The sequence below is a fragment of the Candidatus Methanoperedens sp. genome (assembly GCA_027460525.1).
GTDB lineage: Archaea > Halobacteriota > Methanosarcinia > Methanosarcinales > Methanoperedenaceae > Methanoperedens.
Genome location: JAPZAS010000015.1, coordinates 47,358 through 64,563 on the forward strand (window position 1 = coordinate 47,358; position 17,206 = coordinate 64,563).

General features: G+C 44.5%; 14 protein-coding genes. 6 read left to right on the top strand and 8 right to left on the bottom strand.

Going from position 1 to position 17,206, the window contains the following annotated elements; all coding sequences use genetic code 11:
- Nucleotides 1-2: 2 nt before the first annotated feature.
- From O8C68_04740 to lonB, 3 genes are read right to left on the bottom strand one after another with little or no spacing between them, the layout of a single operon-like run.
- Entirely contained in the window at nt 3-275 is a 273-nt protein-coding gene (locus tag O8C68_04740; GenBank protein ID MCZ7395110.1) for an AbrB/MazE/SpoVT family DNA-binding domain-containing protein, read from the bottom strand.
- Between the two features lie 60 nt (nt 276-335).
- Nucleotides 336-1,661, bottom strand: a complete 1,326-nt coding sequence (locus O8C68_04745) for a TldD/PmbA family protein (protein MCZ7395111.1) — start codon at nt 1,659-1,661, stop codon at nt 336-338.
- Nucleotides 1,662-1,668: 7 nt separating this feature from the next.
- Nucleotides 1,669-3,582 carry an ATP-dependent protease LonB gene (gene lonB, locus O8C68_04750; protein ID MCZ7395112.1) on the bottom strand — a complete coding sequence of 638 codons (1,914 nt, stop codon included), beginning with the start codon at nt 3,580-3,582 and terminating at the stop codon, nt 1,669-1,671.
- A 170-nt stretch (nt 3,583-3,752) separates the two neighbouring features.
- Between lonB and O8C68_04755 the strand changes: the two genes are divergently transcribed.
- Nucleotides 3,753-4,889 carry a CBS domain-containing protein gene (locus O8C68_04755; GenBank protein ID MCZ7395113.1) on the top strand — a complete coding sequence of 379 codons (1,137 nt, stop codon included), beginning with the start codon at nt 3,753-3,755 and terminating at the stop codon, nt 4,887-4,889.
- On the top strand, nt 4,882-6,150 hold the full coding sequence (locus O8C68_04760) for a TraB/GumN family protein (protein MCZ7395114.1): 1,269 nt from the start codon (nt 4,882-4,884) through the stop codon (nt 6,148-6,150). Before O8C68_04755 ends, O8C68_04760 begins: the two co-directional genes overlap by 8 nt.
- A 71-nt stretch (nt 6,151-6,221) precedes the next feature.
- Here O8C68_04760 and O8C68_04765 read toward each other — a convergent pair whose 3' ends face one another.
- Nucleotides 6,222-8,672 carry a DEAD/DEAH box helicase gene (locus O8C68_04765; GenBank protein MCZ7395115.1) on the bottom strand — a complete coding sequence of 817 codons (2,451 nt, stop codon included), beginning with the start codon at nt 8,670-8,672 and terminating at the stop codon, nt 6,222-6,224.
- Nucleotides 8,673-8,913: 241 nt separating this feature from the next.
- On the opposite strand from O8C68_04765, the gene O8C68_04770 reads away from it, so the two are divergent.
- Together O8C68_04770 and O8C68_04775 are read left to right on the top strand one after the other, a co-directional pair.
- Entirely contained in the window at nt 8,914-9,795 is an 882-nt protein-coding gene (locus O8C68_04770) for an ATP-binding cassette domain-containing protein (protein MCZ7395116.1), read from the top strand.
- Nucleotides 9,792-10,979 (top strand): ABC transporter permease, encoded by a 1,188-nt coding sequence (locus tag O8C68_04775; protein ID MCZ7395117.1) that lies wholly within the window; start codon nt 9,792-9,794, stop codon nt 10,977-10,979. The genes O8C68_04770 and O8C68_04775 overlap by 4 nt, the downstream gene beginning before the upstream one ends.
- Nucleotides 10,980-11,193: 214 nt before the next feature.
- Here O8C68_04775 and O8C68_04780 read toward each other — a convergent pair whose 3' ends face one another.
- The 4 genes from O8C68_04780 to O8C68_04795 form a co-directional block, all read right to left on the bottom strand.
- The gene (locus O8C68_04780) at nt 11,194-12,372 is read right to left on the bottom strand and encodes a type III PLP-dependent enzyme (GenBank protein MCZ7395118.1); all 1,179 of its coding nucleotides are present in this window, start codon (nt 12,370-12,372) and stop codon (nt 11,194-11,196) included.
- Between the two features lie 33 nt (nt 12,373-12,405).
- On the bottom strand, nt 12,406-13,863 hold the full coding sequence (locus tag O8C68_04785; protein ID MCZ7395119.1) for a saccharopine dehydrogenase NADP-binding domain-containing protein: 1,458 nt from the start codon (nt 13,861-13,863) through the stop codon (nt 12,406-12,408).
- Nucleotides 13,864-14,086: 223 nt separating this feature from the next.
- Entirely contained in the window at nt 14,087-14,389 is a 303-nt protein-coding gene (locus O8C68_04790) for a hypothetical protein (GenBank protein ID MCZ7395120.1), read from the bottom strand.
- Between the two features lie 166 nt (nt 14,390-14,555).
- On the bottom strand, nt 14,556-15,683 hold the full coding sequence (locus tag O8C68_04795) for a hypothetical protein (GenBank protein MCZ7395121.1): 1,128 nt from the start codon (nt 15,681-15,683) through the stop codon (nt 14,556-14,558).
- 251 nt (nt 15,684-15,934) lie between these two features.
- On the opposite strand from O8C68_04795, the gene O8C68_04800 reads away from it, so the two are divergent.
- Both O8C68_04800 and O8C68_04805 read left to right on the top strand, forming a co-directional pair.
- Entirely contained in the window at nt 15,935-16,894 is a 960-nt protein-coding gene (locus O8C68_04800) for a tyrosine--tRNA ligase (protein MCZ7395122.1), read from the top strand.
- Entirely contained in the window at nt 16,891-17,184 is a 294-nt protein-coding gene (locus tag O8C68_04805; GenBank protein ID MCZ7395123.1) for a Dabb family protein, read from the top strand. The genes O8C68_04800 and O8C68_04805 overlap by 4 nt, the downstream gene beginning before the upstream one ends.
- Nucleotides 17,185-17,206: the final 22 nt, after the last annotated feature.

Here is a 17,206-nt window from a genome sequence, read left to right on the forward strand (position 1 = left end):
TATTACCTTTTTTGCGCTCTGTGGGCTTTTAGCTCTTTTTCCACGTCTTCATCCGTGAGACCTCTGGTTTCTGCTTTTTCTCGCAGTGGCATCAGTATATCCCTTACACTTTTCTCGTAAATCTCGGGTTTAACTTTCTTAAAAAGTATGTTTTCTCCCACACTGAAAACGAGTAGCTTATCCTGTTCTTTCAGCCCGAGCATTTTCATTATTTTTTTTGGTATCACTATCTGCCCTTTAGACGAGATAGTAACCATATCGATTGTTGCATGCATAGTAAGATATATCTTGTTTGTAAGACATAAAACTTTTGGGTTAAATTTATTCCCTCAATCTCACCCCGCCCCTCCCACCATTGCCTTCCTCACCATCACATGCGGCGCGCCATCGCTCACAGGCACCAGTTGCCCTGCTTTCCCGCACCTTCCAGAGTTCATCTCAAGGTCGTTCCCCACCGCAGCCACGTTATTCAGGATTTCAAGCGTATTCCCGGATAGAGAAACATCCCGCAGCGGCGTGGTAATCTCCCCATTCTCCACCATGAACCCGCGCTCGGCATTGAACTGGAACACACCCTCGCCCGGGTTCACCTGCCCCCCGCGCGAGCCTATGAGATATATGCCGTTCTTTAATTCACCCAGCATCTCCTCGAATTTCATTCCGTCTGGAGCTATGAAGGTATTGCTCATCCTGATCACGGGTCGGGTATATCCCTGGGCGCGGGAATTCCTGCTCGTTCCACCTAACAAACCTGCCGTCTCCCTTGAATGGAGAAACGCCTTCAGAACCCCGTCCTGTATTACGGTCGTCCTCTTTGATTCAGCACCTTCATCATCAAAAGGGTAGTAACCGAACTCATGAAGCGACGGGTCATCATATACCGTGATAAGGGGCGACGCTATCTCCTCGCCTATTTTACCTGCAAGGATGGAATTTCCCTCAATCACATGGTCAGCTTCCACCGCATGCCCCACGGCTTCATGAATGAAGACCCCGGCCAGCTCCTGGTCAAGTATCACAGGATATGTCCCAGCCTTTGGCGCCTTTGCCGAGAGCAATTGAAGTGCAGTAGAAGCTGCTTTTCTCGCAAGCGCAAATGCATCATGCTTTTTAAAAAACTCAAAACCAGACACACCGAACCTGCTCTCCCTTCCAATCTGATAAGTGCCCTCGTCGTGCGCAATTGCACTTATGGAAAAACCAATCCTGTTCAGGGTATATTCGCAATCAAGCCCCTCTGAACTTGAATACCTGACATTTATAAAAGATTCTGAATAAACAGCATTCGTGCTTTTTATCCCCTCCATGCGGGCATTTTTTTCGATGTCTGCAAGCAATTTTACTTTATCATCAACAGGAATATCCAAAGGATTCTCCCTCACCCTGGGAAGATTCTGCAAACCCGGCTTTTCTATCGGGGCGAGTTTAATAGGACTTCGTGGGCACCTGTTTCGTGCAGCCTCTGCAAGCCTTTCTGCAGAGTGAAGCGCACCATCCAGATTTTCAGGATTGTCCTGCGATACGAATCCCCACGAGCCAGAGCTCAGAACTCTTACGGCTGCGCCGCTTGAAAAATTATTTGAAATCTCCCTAATTTCGCCGTTATCCAGAATGACAGCCGTACTTACACTCTTTATAATACGGGTATCATAATAATCCATGCATTGCTCACAGAATAGTTACAGGCGTGGGTTCGGGCAGGGGTATATTGAATTTAGTTCTGGAGGCGAGTTTTTTCAGCGTGGCGATAAGCCCTTCCTTCTCTCTTCCAACAAGACTGTACTCCAGCACCTCTTCGATATCAGTCACCGGGATTATCTTGATAATGTCCTTGAATTCATCCTCGATCAACACATCCCCAAGATTTGATTTTGGAATTATCACGGTCTTTATACCAGCCCTTGCGGCGGCTTCAATCTTGTATGTGACGCCTCCAACGGGCAGCACATCGCCCCTTACCGAAAGCGAGCCGGTCATTGCAACGCTCTGGTCAACAGGAATGCTTTGGATTGCGGAGAGAACGGCAGTAGCGATAGAGATACTGGCAGAGTCCCCTTCCACGCCTTCATACGTTCCTACGAACTGGATGTGCACGTCCATGCCTGATATATCCTTGCCTGTGGTCTTTTTAATAAGCGCTGACACGTTCTGCACGGCTTCCTTTGCAATATTTTTCAGCATGCCTGTGGCTATGATATGCCCCTCGGACATGGACTGCGTGGGTGTGACCTCTGCTATTATGGGAAGCACAATGCCAGAATCCTCCCCCATCACTGCAAGACCGTTGACCCTGCCTATCTGCGCACCTTCCTTCACATAAAGCTTGTAATCCTTCCTGCGCTCAAGATACTGGTTGGCGAGCTGCTGTTCAACCGATCTTGCAATGCTCTTGGCTTTTAATACATGCTGGGCAGTGGTAAGCGGTGCATTTTCCCCGTGCGCTATGTCACCCGCCACGCGCACAAGACCACCGAGGTCCCTGAGCTTAAGTGTGAGATGTCCCTTTCTGCCTGCTCTGCGCCTTGCCTCACGGATAATTTCTTCAACCGCGCCGCGGTCAAAATGCGGTATCTTGCCGTCCCTCACCACTTCCTGGGCAACAAAGCGGACAAGCTTCTGCCTGTTTTCAGGGGTATCTGGAATGGTGTCACTCATATACACTTCATACCCGTATCCTTTGATACGCGAGCGAAGAGCCGGATGCATGCCCTTGATAGCATCAAGGTTTCCCGCAGCAACCATGATAAAATCGCAGGGCACGGGGTCTGTTTTTACCATAGCCCCGCTTGAACGCTCAGACTGTCCTGTAATTGCGAATTCCTTTTCCTGCAGTGCAGTCAGAAGATTCTGCTGCGATTCGATCCTGAGTGTATTGATCTCGTCGATAAACAGCACTCCTTTATGAGCTTTATGTATCGCCCCGCTCTCAACGCGGTCATGGGCAGGTGTTTCAAGCCCTCCTGACTGGAAGGGGTCGTGGCGGACATCGCCAAGAAGCGCTCCGGCATGCGCCCCTGTTGCATCGATATAAGACGCTGTCTCCTTGCCGGTATTTGAAACAAGGAGTTTCGGTATTAAAGCCATTTCCTTAGGCATGAACTGGCGCATCATTATGGCAATCAATACGGCTGCTATTATTCCCAGGAGGTACTCTCTTATAAAAAATGAATATCCCACTATACCCAGGACAAGGAGCATGATGAACATGTTCCGTGCCTGCATTCTTTTTTGTGCCTCGAGCTTGTGGGCATCGGTTATCTCCTTACCTTTACCTGCTGGAACGATGCGTATCTTGGGGTTATTCGGGTCGTCAGGATTGTTGTACACCAGTACATCCTGCAATTCTTCTTTCGGAAGCAATTCAGCCATTGCTTTTGCAAGCATCGATTTACCCGTGCCTGGAGTACCCAGCATCATCACATGCCTTCGCTGGTTGGCTGCTTTTCTTACTACTTCTACTGCATGTTCCTGACCTATAACCTGTTCAATTAGCTTTTTAGGAACCTCGATATCCTTTGTGGATGTTATCTCTATACCGCCGAGAAGATCTTGGTTCTTTAAATCATTTTCAGTATTTTCCATATAGTACCTTAATAAATAATATGTTATTCACCTTAACATTATCGTACGTTAAGGGAGCTAATACCTATAAAAATGTCCTCTTATATCTTTTTCGCTGATTTTTCGCGGCATCCACAAAGTCTATACGATTTAACTCCTATTAAGCAGTATCATAATATGCGAGGAATTTCATGGCAGCTTCAATCCAGATAGGCAAAATAATGGGTATCCCGATTAGATTACATATAACATTTCTTCTTATATTACCGGTTTTTGGATGGATTTTTGCAAATAATCCGCCACCTTTCGGTTTCAATGACCCCGGGATACCCACAGCACTTCAATATGCTCTGGGGATGTCTGCTGCGCTCTTCCTTTTCATCGGGGTACTACTGCACGAGCTCGGACATTCGTATGTGGCTAAAAGACATGGGACTAATATACAGAGTATAACACTTTTCCTCTTCGGAGGCGTTTCTTCCCTTGAAGAGATTCCGAGAAACCCAAAAGTAGAGTTCAAGATGGCTGCGACAGGTCCGGGTGTCAGCTTTTTAATCGGTCTAGTGCTCGCACTAGCCTATTCGCTTACTAAACCTAGTGATTTATCCTACTTTTCTTATTTATTTCTAGATATAAGTAAAAATCCTTATCTTCGCCTTGTGTGGCTGGTGGGGTACATTAACATAATTCTCGGTATCTTCAATCTCATTCCAGCATTCCCCATGGACGGAGGCAGGGTGCTGAGAGCATGGCTTGCCGGCAGGATGTCATATATCAGGGCTACGCACGCTGCTGCAAATATAGGCAAGATGTTTGCAATCTTCATGGGTATTTTTGGATTTTTGAACATAGCGTTTGGTGGTTTCTGGCTCCTCCTCATTGCGTTCTTTATATACATCGGCGCATCAGAGGAAGAAAAAGCCACAGAGGTGAGCGTCGTACTCGAAGGCGTGAAAATAAAAGACATTATGTCAACAGATATTCACAGCGTACCGTCAGGAATGTCTGCTGAAGGGCTTGTGGAACATATGTTCAAGTTCAAACACATGGGATATCCCGTTGTGGATGATGGGCGTCTGGAAGGCATAGTAACTTTTACAGACGTTCAAAAAGTCCATAGGGGAGAAAGAAAAAACGTTAAAATCTCGCAGATAATGACCAAAGAGATTATCAGCCTACCTGAGGATGAAGATGCCGTAAACGCCATAAAACTCATGACAATCAATAACATCGGACGAATTATTATTACAAAAGATAAAAAGATGGTAGGCATTGTATCAAGAACCGACCTTTTGCGATCTGTGCAATTATTAGAACAGCATGAATAACGGTACTTACACTGTAAGCTGCAATTTCAATTACAGGAATCCTGCGGCACCCTCTGGCTCTAAAATTATCCTTGTCGGGACTGCCCATGTTTCTGATAAAAGCGTAGCCCTTGTCAACGAGGTAATTGAAAGAGAAAAACCTGACATTGTTGCTGTTGAACTCGATAAGGCACGATATCAGGCATTAAAAGGGGAAGAGGAAGTTCATGAAATCAATGTCAAAGAGATGCTCAGCGGGGGCAAGTTTTACTACTTTTTACTGCAGTGGCTTCTTGCCTACATCCAGAAAAAAATAGGTGCGGATACAGGTGTCAAGCCAGGGGCAGAGATGCTTTCTGCCATTGAAAAAGCTGAAAAAACAGGCGCGCGGGTGGCACTTATAGACAGGGATATCCAGCTCACGCTGGGGCGCTTCTGGAACAAAATGTCCTTTTTTGAGAAACTGAAGCTTTTTGTCTCTTTAATCGGCGCAACCGTCGGTTTTGGGGGAAAGGAAATCGATATGGAGACGGTTACAGATGAGGATGTTGTAACGCAGTTGGTGGCTGAATTGCGGAAGATGGCTCCGAGCGCCGCATCTGTCCTGATAGATGAGAGAGATGCATTCATGGCTAAGAACCTTCTTGAAATATCGAAGGAAGGAAGTGTTGTGGCAGTTGTGGGCGCAGGTCACAGGGAAGGAATCCAGAGATATCTTGACGCTCCCGAAACCATCCCTCCGATAGAGGAATTGACAACGCTCTCAAAAAAGGGTTTTAGCTGGTTTAAAGCTGCAACTATAGCCTTCATAGCAATGGTCGTGGGAATGCTGGCTCTTCTGGTTTTAGGTGGATATCCCCTTGAGAAGCTTCTTACAGCAATGCTATACCTTTTTGTGGCACAGGGCATACTTTCTGCCGTTGGGGTCATTATCGCAAGAGGACATCCCCTTTCAGCATTGACTGCCTTTAGTCTTGCCTGGTTCGCATTCCTGCATCCCTTCCTAGCCATTGGCTGGCTTGTGGGGGTTGTTGAAGCGCATTTTCGCCCGCCGACCACGGAGGATTTCATGATAATAATGAAAATTGAAACAATGAAGGAATTGATGCAGAATAGGTTGTTCCGCATAATACTTGTTGCAGGACTGGCGAATCTCGGCAGCATGGTCGGGACGTTTGTTGCAATTCCTTTTATGGTTCATTATCTTGGTATCACCAATCCGCTTGATATTCTTAAGACCGCACTGGCGACAGGATTCCATACACTGAGAGGATTGATTTAAAATTCGGGTTCATTGCAAGAGCAGTTTTTGAAATAGAACTTGCGGATTAATGCGATGAGAAGAATTGGACATTACCCCTCCATTCTCTCCCTCAACCCCCTCGCCTTCTCACCCAGCTCCTTCTTCCCATAAATCCCTGCAATCAACTCCACAGCCTCAAGAGTTCTCGCAGCCCCGTCAAGGTAGCCAAGCACATCCCCGGCATAAGCATAAACCCCGTACTGCTTCTCAAGCTCCGCAATAATCCCATCAGGCGAGAGTCCCTCAGCGCAAAGCTCAATCACCCTTGCCGAGAACTTCCTCTCGGCGCAGCCGCAGTACGGTGAGTCCCTGCATGTGCATGTCATGAACTCCCGCGCAAGCTCAAGCATGGTGCGGCGCAGGTTCTCTTTCAGCTTTGCGAAGCCGTCAGCCGAAAAAACGATATCAAGCCCGGCGCCGAAAACTCTTGTCGGGATGTCGGTTCCAAGGGCATCCGACAACTGCGAAGCAAACCTGAAATACACGGCATCCATGGTCTCAAGCTCCGTAACTATATCCATCGGCTCGCGCCCGGAAACGACGGCGTTCTTAATCAAAAAGGTCTGCTCCACGCTCAGGAAATGCGAAGCCACAATGCTTCCAAGTCCCGTGGGATAAAAGCCCGCATTTGTTTTCTCAATAAATTTGTATTCTGCGAGTTTGCCAAGCAGGTAATCAAGGTCGCCCTCGCCAAGCAGCAATCCATTTATCTTCCTTATGTCCTGAAGTTTATGAGCTACCACGATGTCGGAAAGAGTCTCTTCAAGCATTTCATCGTCTCCATAGTCCACGCCAAAATGCTCCAGTTCGCCTCTCAGAAGCCGAAAAGCGATCTCATCCTCTGAATCCCCTTTCCCGAATCTCCGCTCAGGGTCAGCCAGAAGCACAACCACGCCGCGGTCATGGTAATCCGGCCTCCCGGCGCGCCCAAGCATCTGCTGGAACTCCCTCACGTTTAACCATTCGATGCCCATTGCAAGTGATTCAAAAATCACCTGCGATGCAGGGAAATCCACACCTGCTGCAAGCGCCGCCGTTGTCACAATTACGGGCAGCTCTCCTTTCCCGAATTTCTCTTCCACTTTTTTCCGTTCGCTATAAGAAAGTCCTGCATGGTAAGGCATCGCTTTTATAGAAAGACCATCAGCAAGCAAATGGCAGTTCCGGCGCGAGTTGGTAAATACAATGGTCTGACCGCGAAACCCCTTTGAGGACTTCATATTGTATTCCTGCCAGGCAAGCCGCTCGATCAATCTCTTCTTCTCATATTCGGGCGCAAAAATAAGATGCCTTTCAATTGGAACCGGGCGCTCCTCGAACTCGATTAATTCTGCACCAAGTTTACGAGCAAGCCATTGCGGTTTTCCCACGGTAGCCGAGAGGTATATATACTGCGCATCAGGTGCAATGAATTTCAAGCGTGCGATAAGACCATCAAGCCTGTGCCCCCTCTCTGTGTCTTCGAGCATGTGCACCTCGTCAATAACTACCGTCCCTATGTTGCCGAGCGATTTTGTACTGCCTGACCTGATGACAAAGTCGATGCCTTCGTAGGTCCCAACGATTATATCCGAGGAAAGCGAGGTCCGCATACCTTTTGTGCCTTTTATTATGCGGCTCGTACCCACCCGCAGGGAGGTCGTTGCCATGGAAGAATAGCGCTTGTTGAATTGTCCATATTTCTGGTTAGCAAGCGCTACAAGTGGCACAAGGAATAACATCTTCCCTTTTTTGTTCAGGATGTTCTGGATGCCTGCAAGCTCGCCCACCAGCGTCTTGCCTGTGGCAGTAGCCGAAACGATTAACTGGTTTTTTCCCTCGAGGAGTCCTGCCTCTACTGAAAGTGCCTGGACAGGCATCAGTTCTTCAAGCTGGTTAAGTAGTATCTTTTTGAGTTCTGAATGCACAGCCAGGTCTTTTACTTTTATCGAGCGCTCAACCCTGCTGGCTTCTATTGTATCGAATCTTGTCAATCCCGAATCCAGTTTTTCTGGACTGAGCATGGCAAGCACCCTATCGAGATTTCTTGCTTTAAGTAATATATGGACAAGCCTTTCCTGTCCATGAGCGCCTATTTTCAAAGATTTAGCCTCTCTCGTCAGTTCTTTTTTTGCGCACTCTTCGCAAATCGATTCGTTGTTAAAGCGGATAGAGTTATTATTCACTGTGGTATATTTTCCTGCCAGAAGACACAGGCGGCATGTGGTTGTATACCCATAATCGAGTTGATATGCACTGAGCAGTTCCTTGAATCCTGCCTCAGAGACCTCATTTCCTTCAGCGATAAGTATCTTATCTGCAAGCCTCAGAAGTTCGATGAGTTCATCCGGCGCCCTGAACTCTTCTTTTTCTCCCTGTTTTATCCTGAATTTACCAGCGCGTGCTCCTTTTGAAGTATTTTTTAATATCAGAATCCCTTGAAAAATGGGCTCTATATCATTATTTTTAATTGGTAGAACGAGGATTTTTGATTCCTGCGGATGGATTATGAGAGAAAGCATTTACAATACTGAATATACGCCTCATGTTATTAATTTTGGCGTAGCTTTAGGCCTGAGTAGTTTACTTATTGTTGTTGATAAAAAGGGCTTAATCACATCTATGCTACAAACCTCACTCGAATAATGCAGATTATTTAAAGAATTAATTAATGAAGGAAAGACTATTATTATTGTATTACATGATAAGGAGCTGGCGTAGAACTGCGATCGAATCATAAAACTGAAGGATGGAAAAATTGAAATGGAAAATACAGTTGAAGTTTCGCGAATATCGAAATCATTTAATGGTAAATTTGTAGTTAACGAAATATCTTTTGATATCTTACCTGGCGAGATATTCGGTTTAATAGGACCAAATGGTTCCGGGAAAACTACAATTATACGCATGCTTCTTGATATAATGAGACCGGATTCGGGGATGATAAGAATGCGGGATAGCAAGCTATCTGAAGAAATGAAAGATAAGATAGGCTATCTTCCTGAAGAACGGGGTTTGTATCGAAAGCTAACAGTCATGGACACTCTCATGTACCTTAGTGCATTGAAAAATAAACCGAATAAAGAAAGGGCCGAAGAACTCCTCGAGATTATGGGCATGTTGTCACATAAGGATAAGAAAATTTCTGAGCTGAGTAAGGGTATGCAGCAGAAAATCCAGATCATTGCGGCGATTATACACGATCCTGATATAATAATCCTTGATGAGCCTTTCTCAGGGCTTGACCCTGTTAACATGAAGCTTGTGCAAGACATGATGCTTGATCTAAAGAAAGAAGGGAAAACCATACTCATAAGCACTCACATGATGGATAAGGTAGAGCATATGTGCGATAGGATATTCATGATACACAGGGGGGCAATGGTACTGTACGGCAGCATGGAAGAAATAAAAGCCAGATATAGGAAAAACACAATATTCCTTGAGTATGAGGGAGAACTGAAAAGAATACAGGGGATTAAAAAAATCAATGATTCCGGAAAGTATGCCGAAATGGTTCTCGATGAAGGCGCTGATGCCCGGCAGGTATTAAGGACCTTACTGGATGAGGTCAGGGTCAACAAATTCGAGATAGCAGCCCCATCGCTCAACGAGATATTCATTGAACTGGCAGAGGGAATATGAAAAAATACATGCTCATTGCCAAACATGAGTTCATGACTCAGATAAAAAGAAAAGAATTCATTCTGATGACCCTCGGGATACCGCTTTTCATCCTTATTATATCTACTATTCCTGTACTTTTTTTTGGTATCGAAGGACTCAAAGGCGAGGAAGTCAAGGTCGGCTATATAAATAAGATCAGTACCTTCCAGTCATCTAATTTTACAGAATATCAGGATGAAAGCTCTGCGAAATTGGCTCTTGAGAACGGGGCTATAACTCATTTTTTTATTATTCCGGCTGATTACCTCAATACCGGAAAGATTTACATCTATTCGACAAAAAAAACATCCCCTGCATCCACGACAAAGGTGGAAGAAAAAATCAGGGATTTCTTGATAGATAATCTGTTAAAGGGACAACCTGAGAATATTATTCAGCGAGTAAAGCAGCCGATAAATAGCGAAATTTTTACAATAGATAAGAACGAAGAAAGCAAAGAAGGATTCGGCACATTTATAATTCCTTTAGGCTTTGCTTTGCTTTTTATTATAGCGATATTCTCTTCTTCGGGTTTCCTTCTCCAGGGCATAGTCGAAGAAAAAGAGAACAGGGTAATAGAGATACTCCTTTCCTCTGTTTCCCACAGAGATCTTTTCATCGGTAAAATCCTTGGTCTTGGCGCCCTGGGGCTTTCGCAGTTGCTCATATGGCTTTTGTGCGGTATCGCGCTCCTCTCGGCTTCCTTGCCGTTTATCGCAGGTTTCCTGGGCGGCATTAAACTATCCCTTATGGTCGTTGTCCTTGCGCCCATATACTTTATTTTGGGTTATCTGGTATTTGCAAGCATAATGGCTGGTGTGGGCGCGATATCGACATCCTCACAGGAAGGGCAGCAACTGGCAGGGATATTTTCTATCACTGGTATGATACCAATATTCTTTCTGATGTTCATAGTTGACACTCCTAACAATCTTTTTTCAAGGTTCCTGAGTTTCTTTCCGCTTACATCGTCTGTGACCATGATCCTCCGCCTTTCCATTTCCGAAGTGCCGGTTAGCGATATTGTCATAAGTCTAATCATTCTTATTGCTGCTGTGATCGGAATTATTGAATTGTCAAGCAGGATTTTCAGAGCCACCTTGCTGATGTATGGAAAAAAACCAACCCTCAAAGAGGTGATAAAGTATGTACGAGAAAACTAAGGAGGATTTTGATTAACTTTTTGTTTTCATCCATATAAACGCAATGTCAACACTTTTTCTGTTTTTTTAGACATACTGCATGAACGGAGCTAGGACAGGTGCAGAGAACGTATCGCGATCAAGTGCGGTGCGCCCAACATGAAAGGGTTGCCTTTCGGAAGAGGTTAACGCATGTTAAACTATGGAGGGCATATAAAATTATCATTGATGAACGTTATTTATTCAAATGCACAACTTTTGGAGGCGGGAAACCATTAAAATAAGTGGTTGAAGCGATCGTATAGGCACCAATATTTTCAGCATAAAGCAAATCGTCAATTTGCAGATCTTCCGGCAGCTCATCGGCCAGTGAAATAGTGTCGAAAGCGTCGCAGGTGGGGCCAAACGTAGCGCAAACTTTTTTCTCTCCCCCCTTGAAGGAATGCAGTGGATAGTGCTGATGATCAAAAACCTGTCCGGAAAAAGTATGATAAACACCGTCGTTCAGATAATAGCATGTTTTTCCATCACGAACAGCCTTACCAATAATTTTCGTGATCAAGGTACAGGCCGTTGCCACCATAAATCTCCCCGGTTCGGCAATTACCTGAATATCATCATTGGGGAACAAACGCCTTATTTCCGAATTCAAAATTTCAGACAGGGCGGAAAAAGATTTTACGTCCGGCGTATACTTTACCGGAAAGCCGCCACCGATATCCAAAACCTTTCTTTTTTTACCTTCTCTGTCAACAAACCCAATTTGATAGTTTCTCAATTCTGCTTCCTTGAAAATCGAGGAGGCGAAATTCAAAGCTTGCGAATAGTTATCAAAATTATTGCACTGGCTGCCTACGTGGAAACTAATGCCTTCAACCCCAAGCCCTAAATTCACAGCTTCGGCGATAAGATCAACCGCTTCTCCAGGATGGGCTCCAAATTTTGAAGAAAGCTCAACCATAGAACCGGTATTAGGTACGCGGATCCTTAAAACAAGACCAACATCCGGGGCATGTTTTTTTATCTTTCTCAATTCTTCAACATTGTCAAAAGTAACTAATATTTTATATTCATTTAACTTAGCCAGGACTTCGGCAGGCTTGATGGTATTAGCATAAATAATCTTATCCCAGATAAAATCCTGCCGTTCTTTTTCTGGCAAATGCTTGATATTATCATGGACCAGCATAAATTCAGGGAAAGAAGCCACGTCAAAACTTGCACCCATATCATACATAGTTTTGATAATTTCAGGATTGGAATTGGCTTTAACAGCAAAATATGCCTGCACATCAGGCAATTTTTCCCTGAATTCACGATAATTCTCCCTGATTTTTTCATGATCTATGATAAAAACCGGCGTACTGTGTTCCCGGGCAATTTTTTCTAGAATTTTATGTTGTTTTTCGATCATTATTGTATCCGATATTATTAACAATTATTCTTATTAATCTATAAAAAGAAAATTTTCAAATTGCCAGGGATCAGGATTGGATTTCGCTGCCGGATTTTCTTTAAAAAATATTTTGCGATTTTTGAGCGGCGTCCAGTCCGACGGAGTAGAAATAAATTTTCCGAGATACGGTTTAGCAATATCCAGAATAAAATCATGAGGCAGGTCGTCGGGCAATTTAATACCTTCCCGTGGATTTTCAAGCATCCAGAGTACGGCAGCAACAATACCCGCAGCTACTTGAAGGGTGGTAGCGTTTTGGCCCGGAACGAGAGATCTGGCTTCGTCAATGCTTAAAGAGCTGCCCGTCCACCAGGAATTATAATAATGCCCCATTAAGAGCGCTCCCAAAGTGTCATCGCCAGATGTAATTTCATCTGTCATAATTCTGATCTTTGGCTGGAGTTCGTAATTCCGGCAGCGCAATTCGTGAAGCGAAGAAAGCGTTTCATGGCAGGGCATATAAGCATAATTTACGGTAGGCCGGTAGATCGCCTTACCATTTTCCCAAACAGTCAACCGGTCTGAAAGGCCGAATGCTTCACCGTGGCGGATCATCATACCGACAATTTCTTCATCCGGTATCCACGATCTGACCCATGTATTGATGCCCATTTGAGGCAAAAAAATTTGATTTTTAGGTCCGCACGGAGGTATATTGGCCAAAGAAGGCAGCTTCCTCTCATGCGTGCCCCAGCCCATTTCAGCCGGCGCCGTCCCTTCTTCCCTCAATCCTTCAATGCTCCACGTCCCTACAAATTCGTTAACTAATTTTGGCTTGTTGGTAATTTGAGTATCTCGCTCACTACAATGGATTACCTTAATTCCTAATTTTTCCGATAGTTGGGCAAAATCCCTGTTTTTTGCAAGATGGGCAATTTCTTCTTCATCTCCCTGAGAAACTTTCTTATCAGCACAGATACGAGCAGCAATATCCAATAGGCCTTGCTTGACGAAGTGAGAAATGAGGCCGGGATTAGCGCCATGGTCAACAACAGCCGTCGGCGCATGTTTCCAATCACGGGAAAGATCCCGCAACTGCATTTGCCGCCAATAAAGCGATTTTTCAAACGGGCTCTTCGTATAAATTCCCTCAGAAGGATCCCAGAGTTCAATCGAAGTATTAACGTACAATACATTGTGTTCATGGCACCACTTAATAATATCATTGGCGCCTATATTCCACGCTAAATCAATGAGCAAACCTTCATTATCCACATATTTTGACAAAACTTGATCTAGATTTTCCGGGGTAATTTTTTCGTGAAAATACTTTATTCCCCGATCAGTATATTTTTTCAGAGCTTTTGATTTGTCTTCAAAATCAATTAAGGTAATGTTTTCTAACGGAACATCGAGCTTGTCCAATAAAACAGGAAGGGTGCATTGTGAAACTGAGCCATAACCGATAATAAGGATTTCATTGTTAAATTTTTTTTTCATTTTTTCCATTCCGCAGGAGGTCTAATAATTATTCATAGTTTTTAAATTTTTCCTTAATCGAAAAAATCATTGCTCCTTCAGCATAATTGATATATCCATTTCTTTCTTTGCTCGCGACGTAAACGTAACACAAAGATATAATTCTTCGTATTGAATACCACCTGACGACCGGGTTTCAAATTATTCACTTTCAATAAAGACCACTTTGATGGTTTGAAGAACTGGAAATGTTTTAACGTAAGTTAATCTCAGAAAAAGATGATATACAGACCGATTCATTTTGCCGTGAACCGCCCCCTTGCAGCACAAGCCTCCAGCTATGCCTGCAGCTGACTGTGTACTCGCGCCTTTGATATTTATTTCCAGAGGTCATTCCTGAAATACCTTTAATAGTCGAATCTATTTTATCCTTATTACGTATTGCTTTAAGGTCTTGAGCTTCCAGTTCTTCTCCCGGAATCAGCCTATCAAAAAGTCTTGAATATAAATTCGTAATCATATCAAGATCGGTTCGAGTCTTTTTCAATTCAAACATTGTTCCCATTCAATATCATTTAATATTTTAAACCTTATTTGGATTTTCCATAGCAGCCTCTTTAGGCCGCAGCATTTCCGCCCAAGATCGATACATACAAAATAAAGAGTTGTCAAAGGGTCAAAATCCACTCAAACCTTTGATTTAGCCCTTTGATCAACCGAATTCAAGCCACGTATTCCAAGTATCCCGTAGTTATATAGGAAACCGGCTTTCCATTTACGTAACCACTGACTTCATACACTCCTGTTAATTCCCAGATGATCCGATAGCCACCACCTTCAAGGCCTATCGGGATCGGGGTCATGTGTCCTGTGGTGAAAACCATGTTCAACTTGTTTTCTCCGGAATTTGCGTTCAGAACAGTAACTAACGGGAAAGGGGCATCTGGCAGTATTGGTACAGTATTCATTATTTCATGTCGGATCTGTATTTCGTTATCTTTAAACCCGGCTATTATTTTTTTGTTCTTCCAGAATTCAAGGACTGTACTCTTTGATCCTGTGTGGTTCATATTGGTGATGTTGCCAAAGGAGAATGTGTATGTCCCGGTCTCGTCTCCACCTTTCACCTGGGTTGCCTGCCCCCAGTCCCATCCCAGGTCATCCTGCCAGAGCCAGTAACCCCAGTTGTGGTCATGATACCCTCTTACGTTTTTAAATGTGTATGTCTTTTCCTCTGCAGTCCCTCTATTGACGGTGAATTTACCGTTCACTTTCATCTTTGGCGATGCTGAAAGCCAGTTGATTATCCTGCCTTCCCCAAGAGGAACACTGAAAACAGGGGCATGCTCAGCCTCTGGTTTGAATATCGCATCAAAAACCGACCGGGTATCTGCAGATACAACATGCAGGTGATATCCTTCTTTGGTCAGTCTTACACTACTTCCAGCTATCCTCATGTCAGGCGTCATGTCCGACCATTCTGCAAGGGTAACAGGATATACATCCGCGGTAAGATTCTCCTTGACTAGGGTGAAGTAACTCATAAGGACTACGGCAGCGCTCATCCCCGGGTCTGAAACATTTCCATTCAGGGTCAATGTTGTTATGAATGAAAGGTTTTGCTCATCATCAAGGATATTGAAATAGTGCCATTCTTTATACATGAGGACCCCTGGATAGCCTCTGGTTGGGGGATGGAAAGCGTCTATTTCAGATAATTTATTTTTAAGGCTTCCACTTTCCATTGCAGCTCCTGTTCCATATTCAGCAATTACAGGCGATGCAACAGATAGAAATCCGGCGCATGTTAATGCTATTACGCAAAGCAAATTGATTGTTCTCTTGTTCATGTTTTAGACTCCTCTTTATATTTTATTTTTCAGGCCAATTGGCTGTATCTTTGTTCTGAGATGTTAAAATAAGATGAATAGCAGGAATACATTTTGCTGATTTTTCACCGTAATCCCTCATCTCCCGTTTATTATGACAAGACAGCAGTCTATAATAATATCAATTATAAATTTAAATGTTTCGTTGCGCAGAGTTTATGTGCTTACCTGACATAGAACCGCTGGTTTTGAGGCAACAGGAGTCTTCCATTATGGACAAATTAGCGCTTATCACCAGAAATACCGAAGAGGTAGTTACAAAAGAGGAACTTGAAGCACTTGTCAATTCAGACAAACAATGTTCCGCTTACGTGGGCTACGAACCCAGCGGCAAGATCCACATGGGTCATGTGCTCACCGTTAACAAGCTCCTCGACCTCCAGCAGGCAGGCTTCAAAATCACCGTGCTGCTTGCGGATATCCATGCCTATCTCAACGAAAAGGGAACCATGGATGAAGTGAAAAAGATTGCCGACTACAACAAGAGATGTTTCATAGCGCTCGGTCTTGATGAGAAAAATACCAATTTCGTGCTCGGCTCTTCGTACCAGTTGGAGCCTGATTACATGCTGGATGTGCTCAAACTGGCGCGCACCACCACGCTGAACCGCGCACGCCGCAGCATGGACGAGGTGAGCAGGGATGCAGAGAACCCCAAGGTCTCCCAGATGATTTACCCACTGATGCAGGCGCTGGATATCGCTCATCTGGGAGTTGACGTGGCTGTGGGAGGCATCGACCAGAGAAAGATTCATATGCTGGCGCGGGAAGGACTGCCCGAGTTCGGATACAGGGCGCCGATATGCATCCATACACCTATCCTTCTCGGGCTTGATGGCAAGAAGATGTCCTCAAGCAAGGGGAATTACATCTCTGTGGATGACACGCCTGAGGATATAAAAAAGAAACTGAAAGGGGCGTTCTGCATTGAGGGCGAGGTGAGGGATAATCCCGTTCTTTGCCTTTTCAAATTCCACATCATGCCGCACTATCCTGAAATAACCATCAAGCGCCCTGAAAAATACGGCGGAGACTTGCATTACAACAGTTACGAAGCGCTTGAATCCGATTTTGCAGAAAAGGCGCTTCACCCGATGGATTTGAAAGCAGCGGCTGCTGAGTATATGAATATGATACTTGAACCTGTGAGGAAGTTGATGGTGGAGATATGATTACGCACATAGTTTTCTTTAAATTGAAAGACCGAAGCCCGCGAAGTGTTGAGAAGGCAAGAGATGTTCTGCTGGGTATGAAAGGCAAAATACCTCAGTTGCGTCATTTTGAGGTGGGGACAGATGTTCTTCATTCCGAGCGTTCGTATGACATTGCTCTTGTGACGAAATTTGATTCGATGGATGACTTGCAGGCATATCAGGCGCATCCGCTGCATGTTGAAGTGGCAAAGTACATGACTTCGGTGAGAGAAGCAGCGCCTACAGTGGATTATGAATCGAAAAAGTAATGACATCTGCGTTTATTGCGGT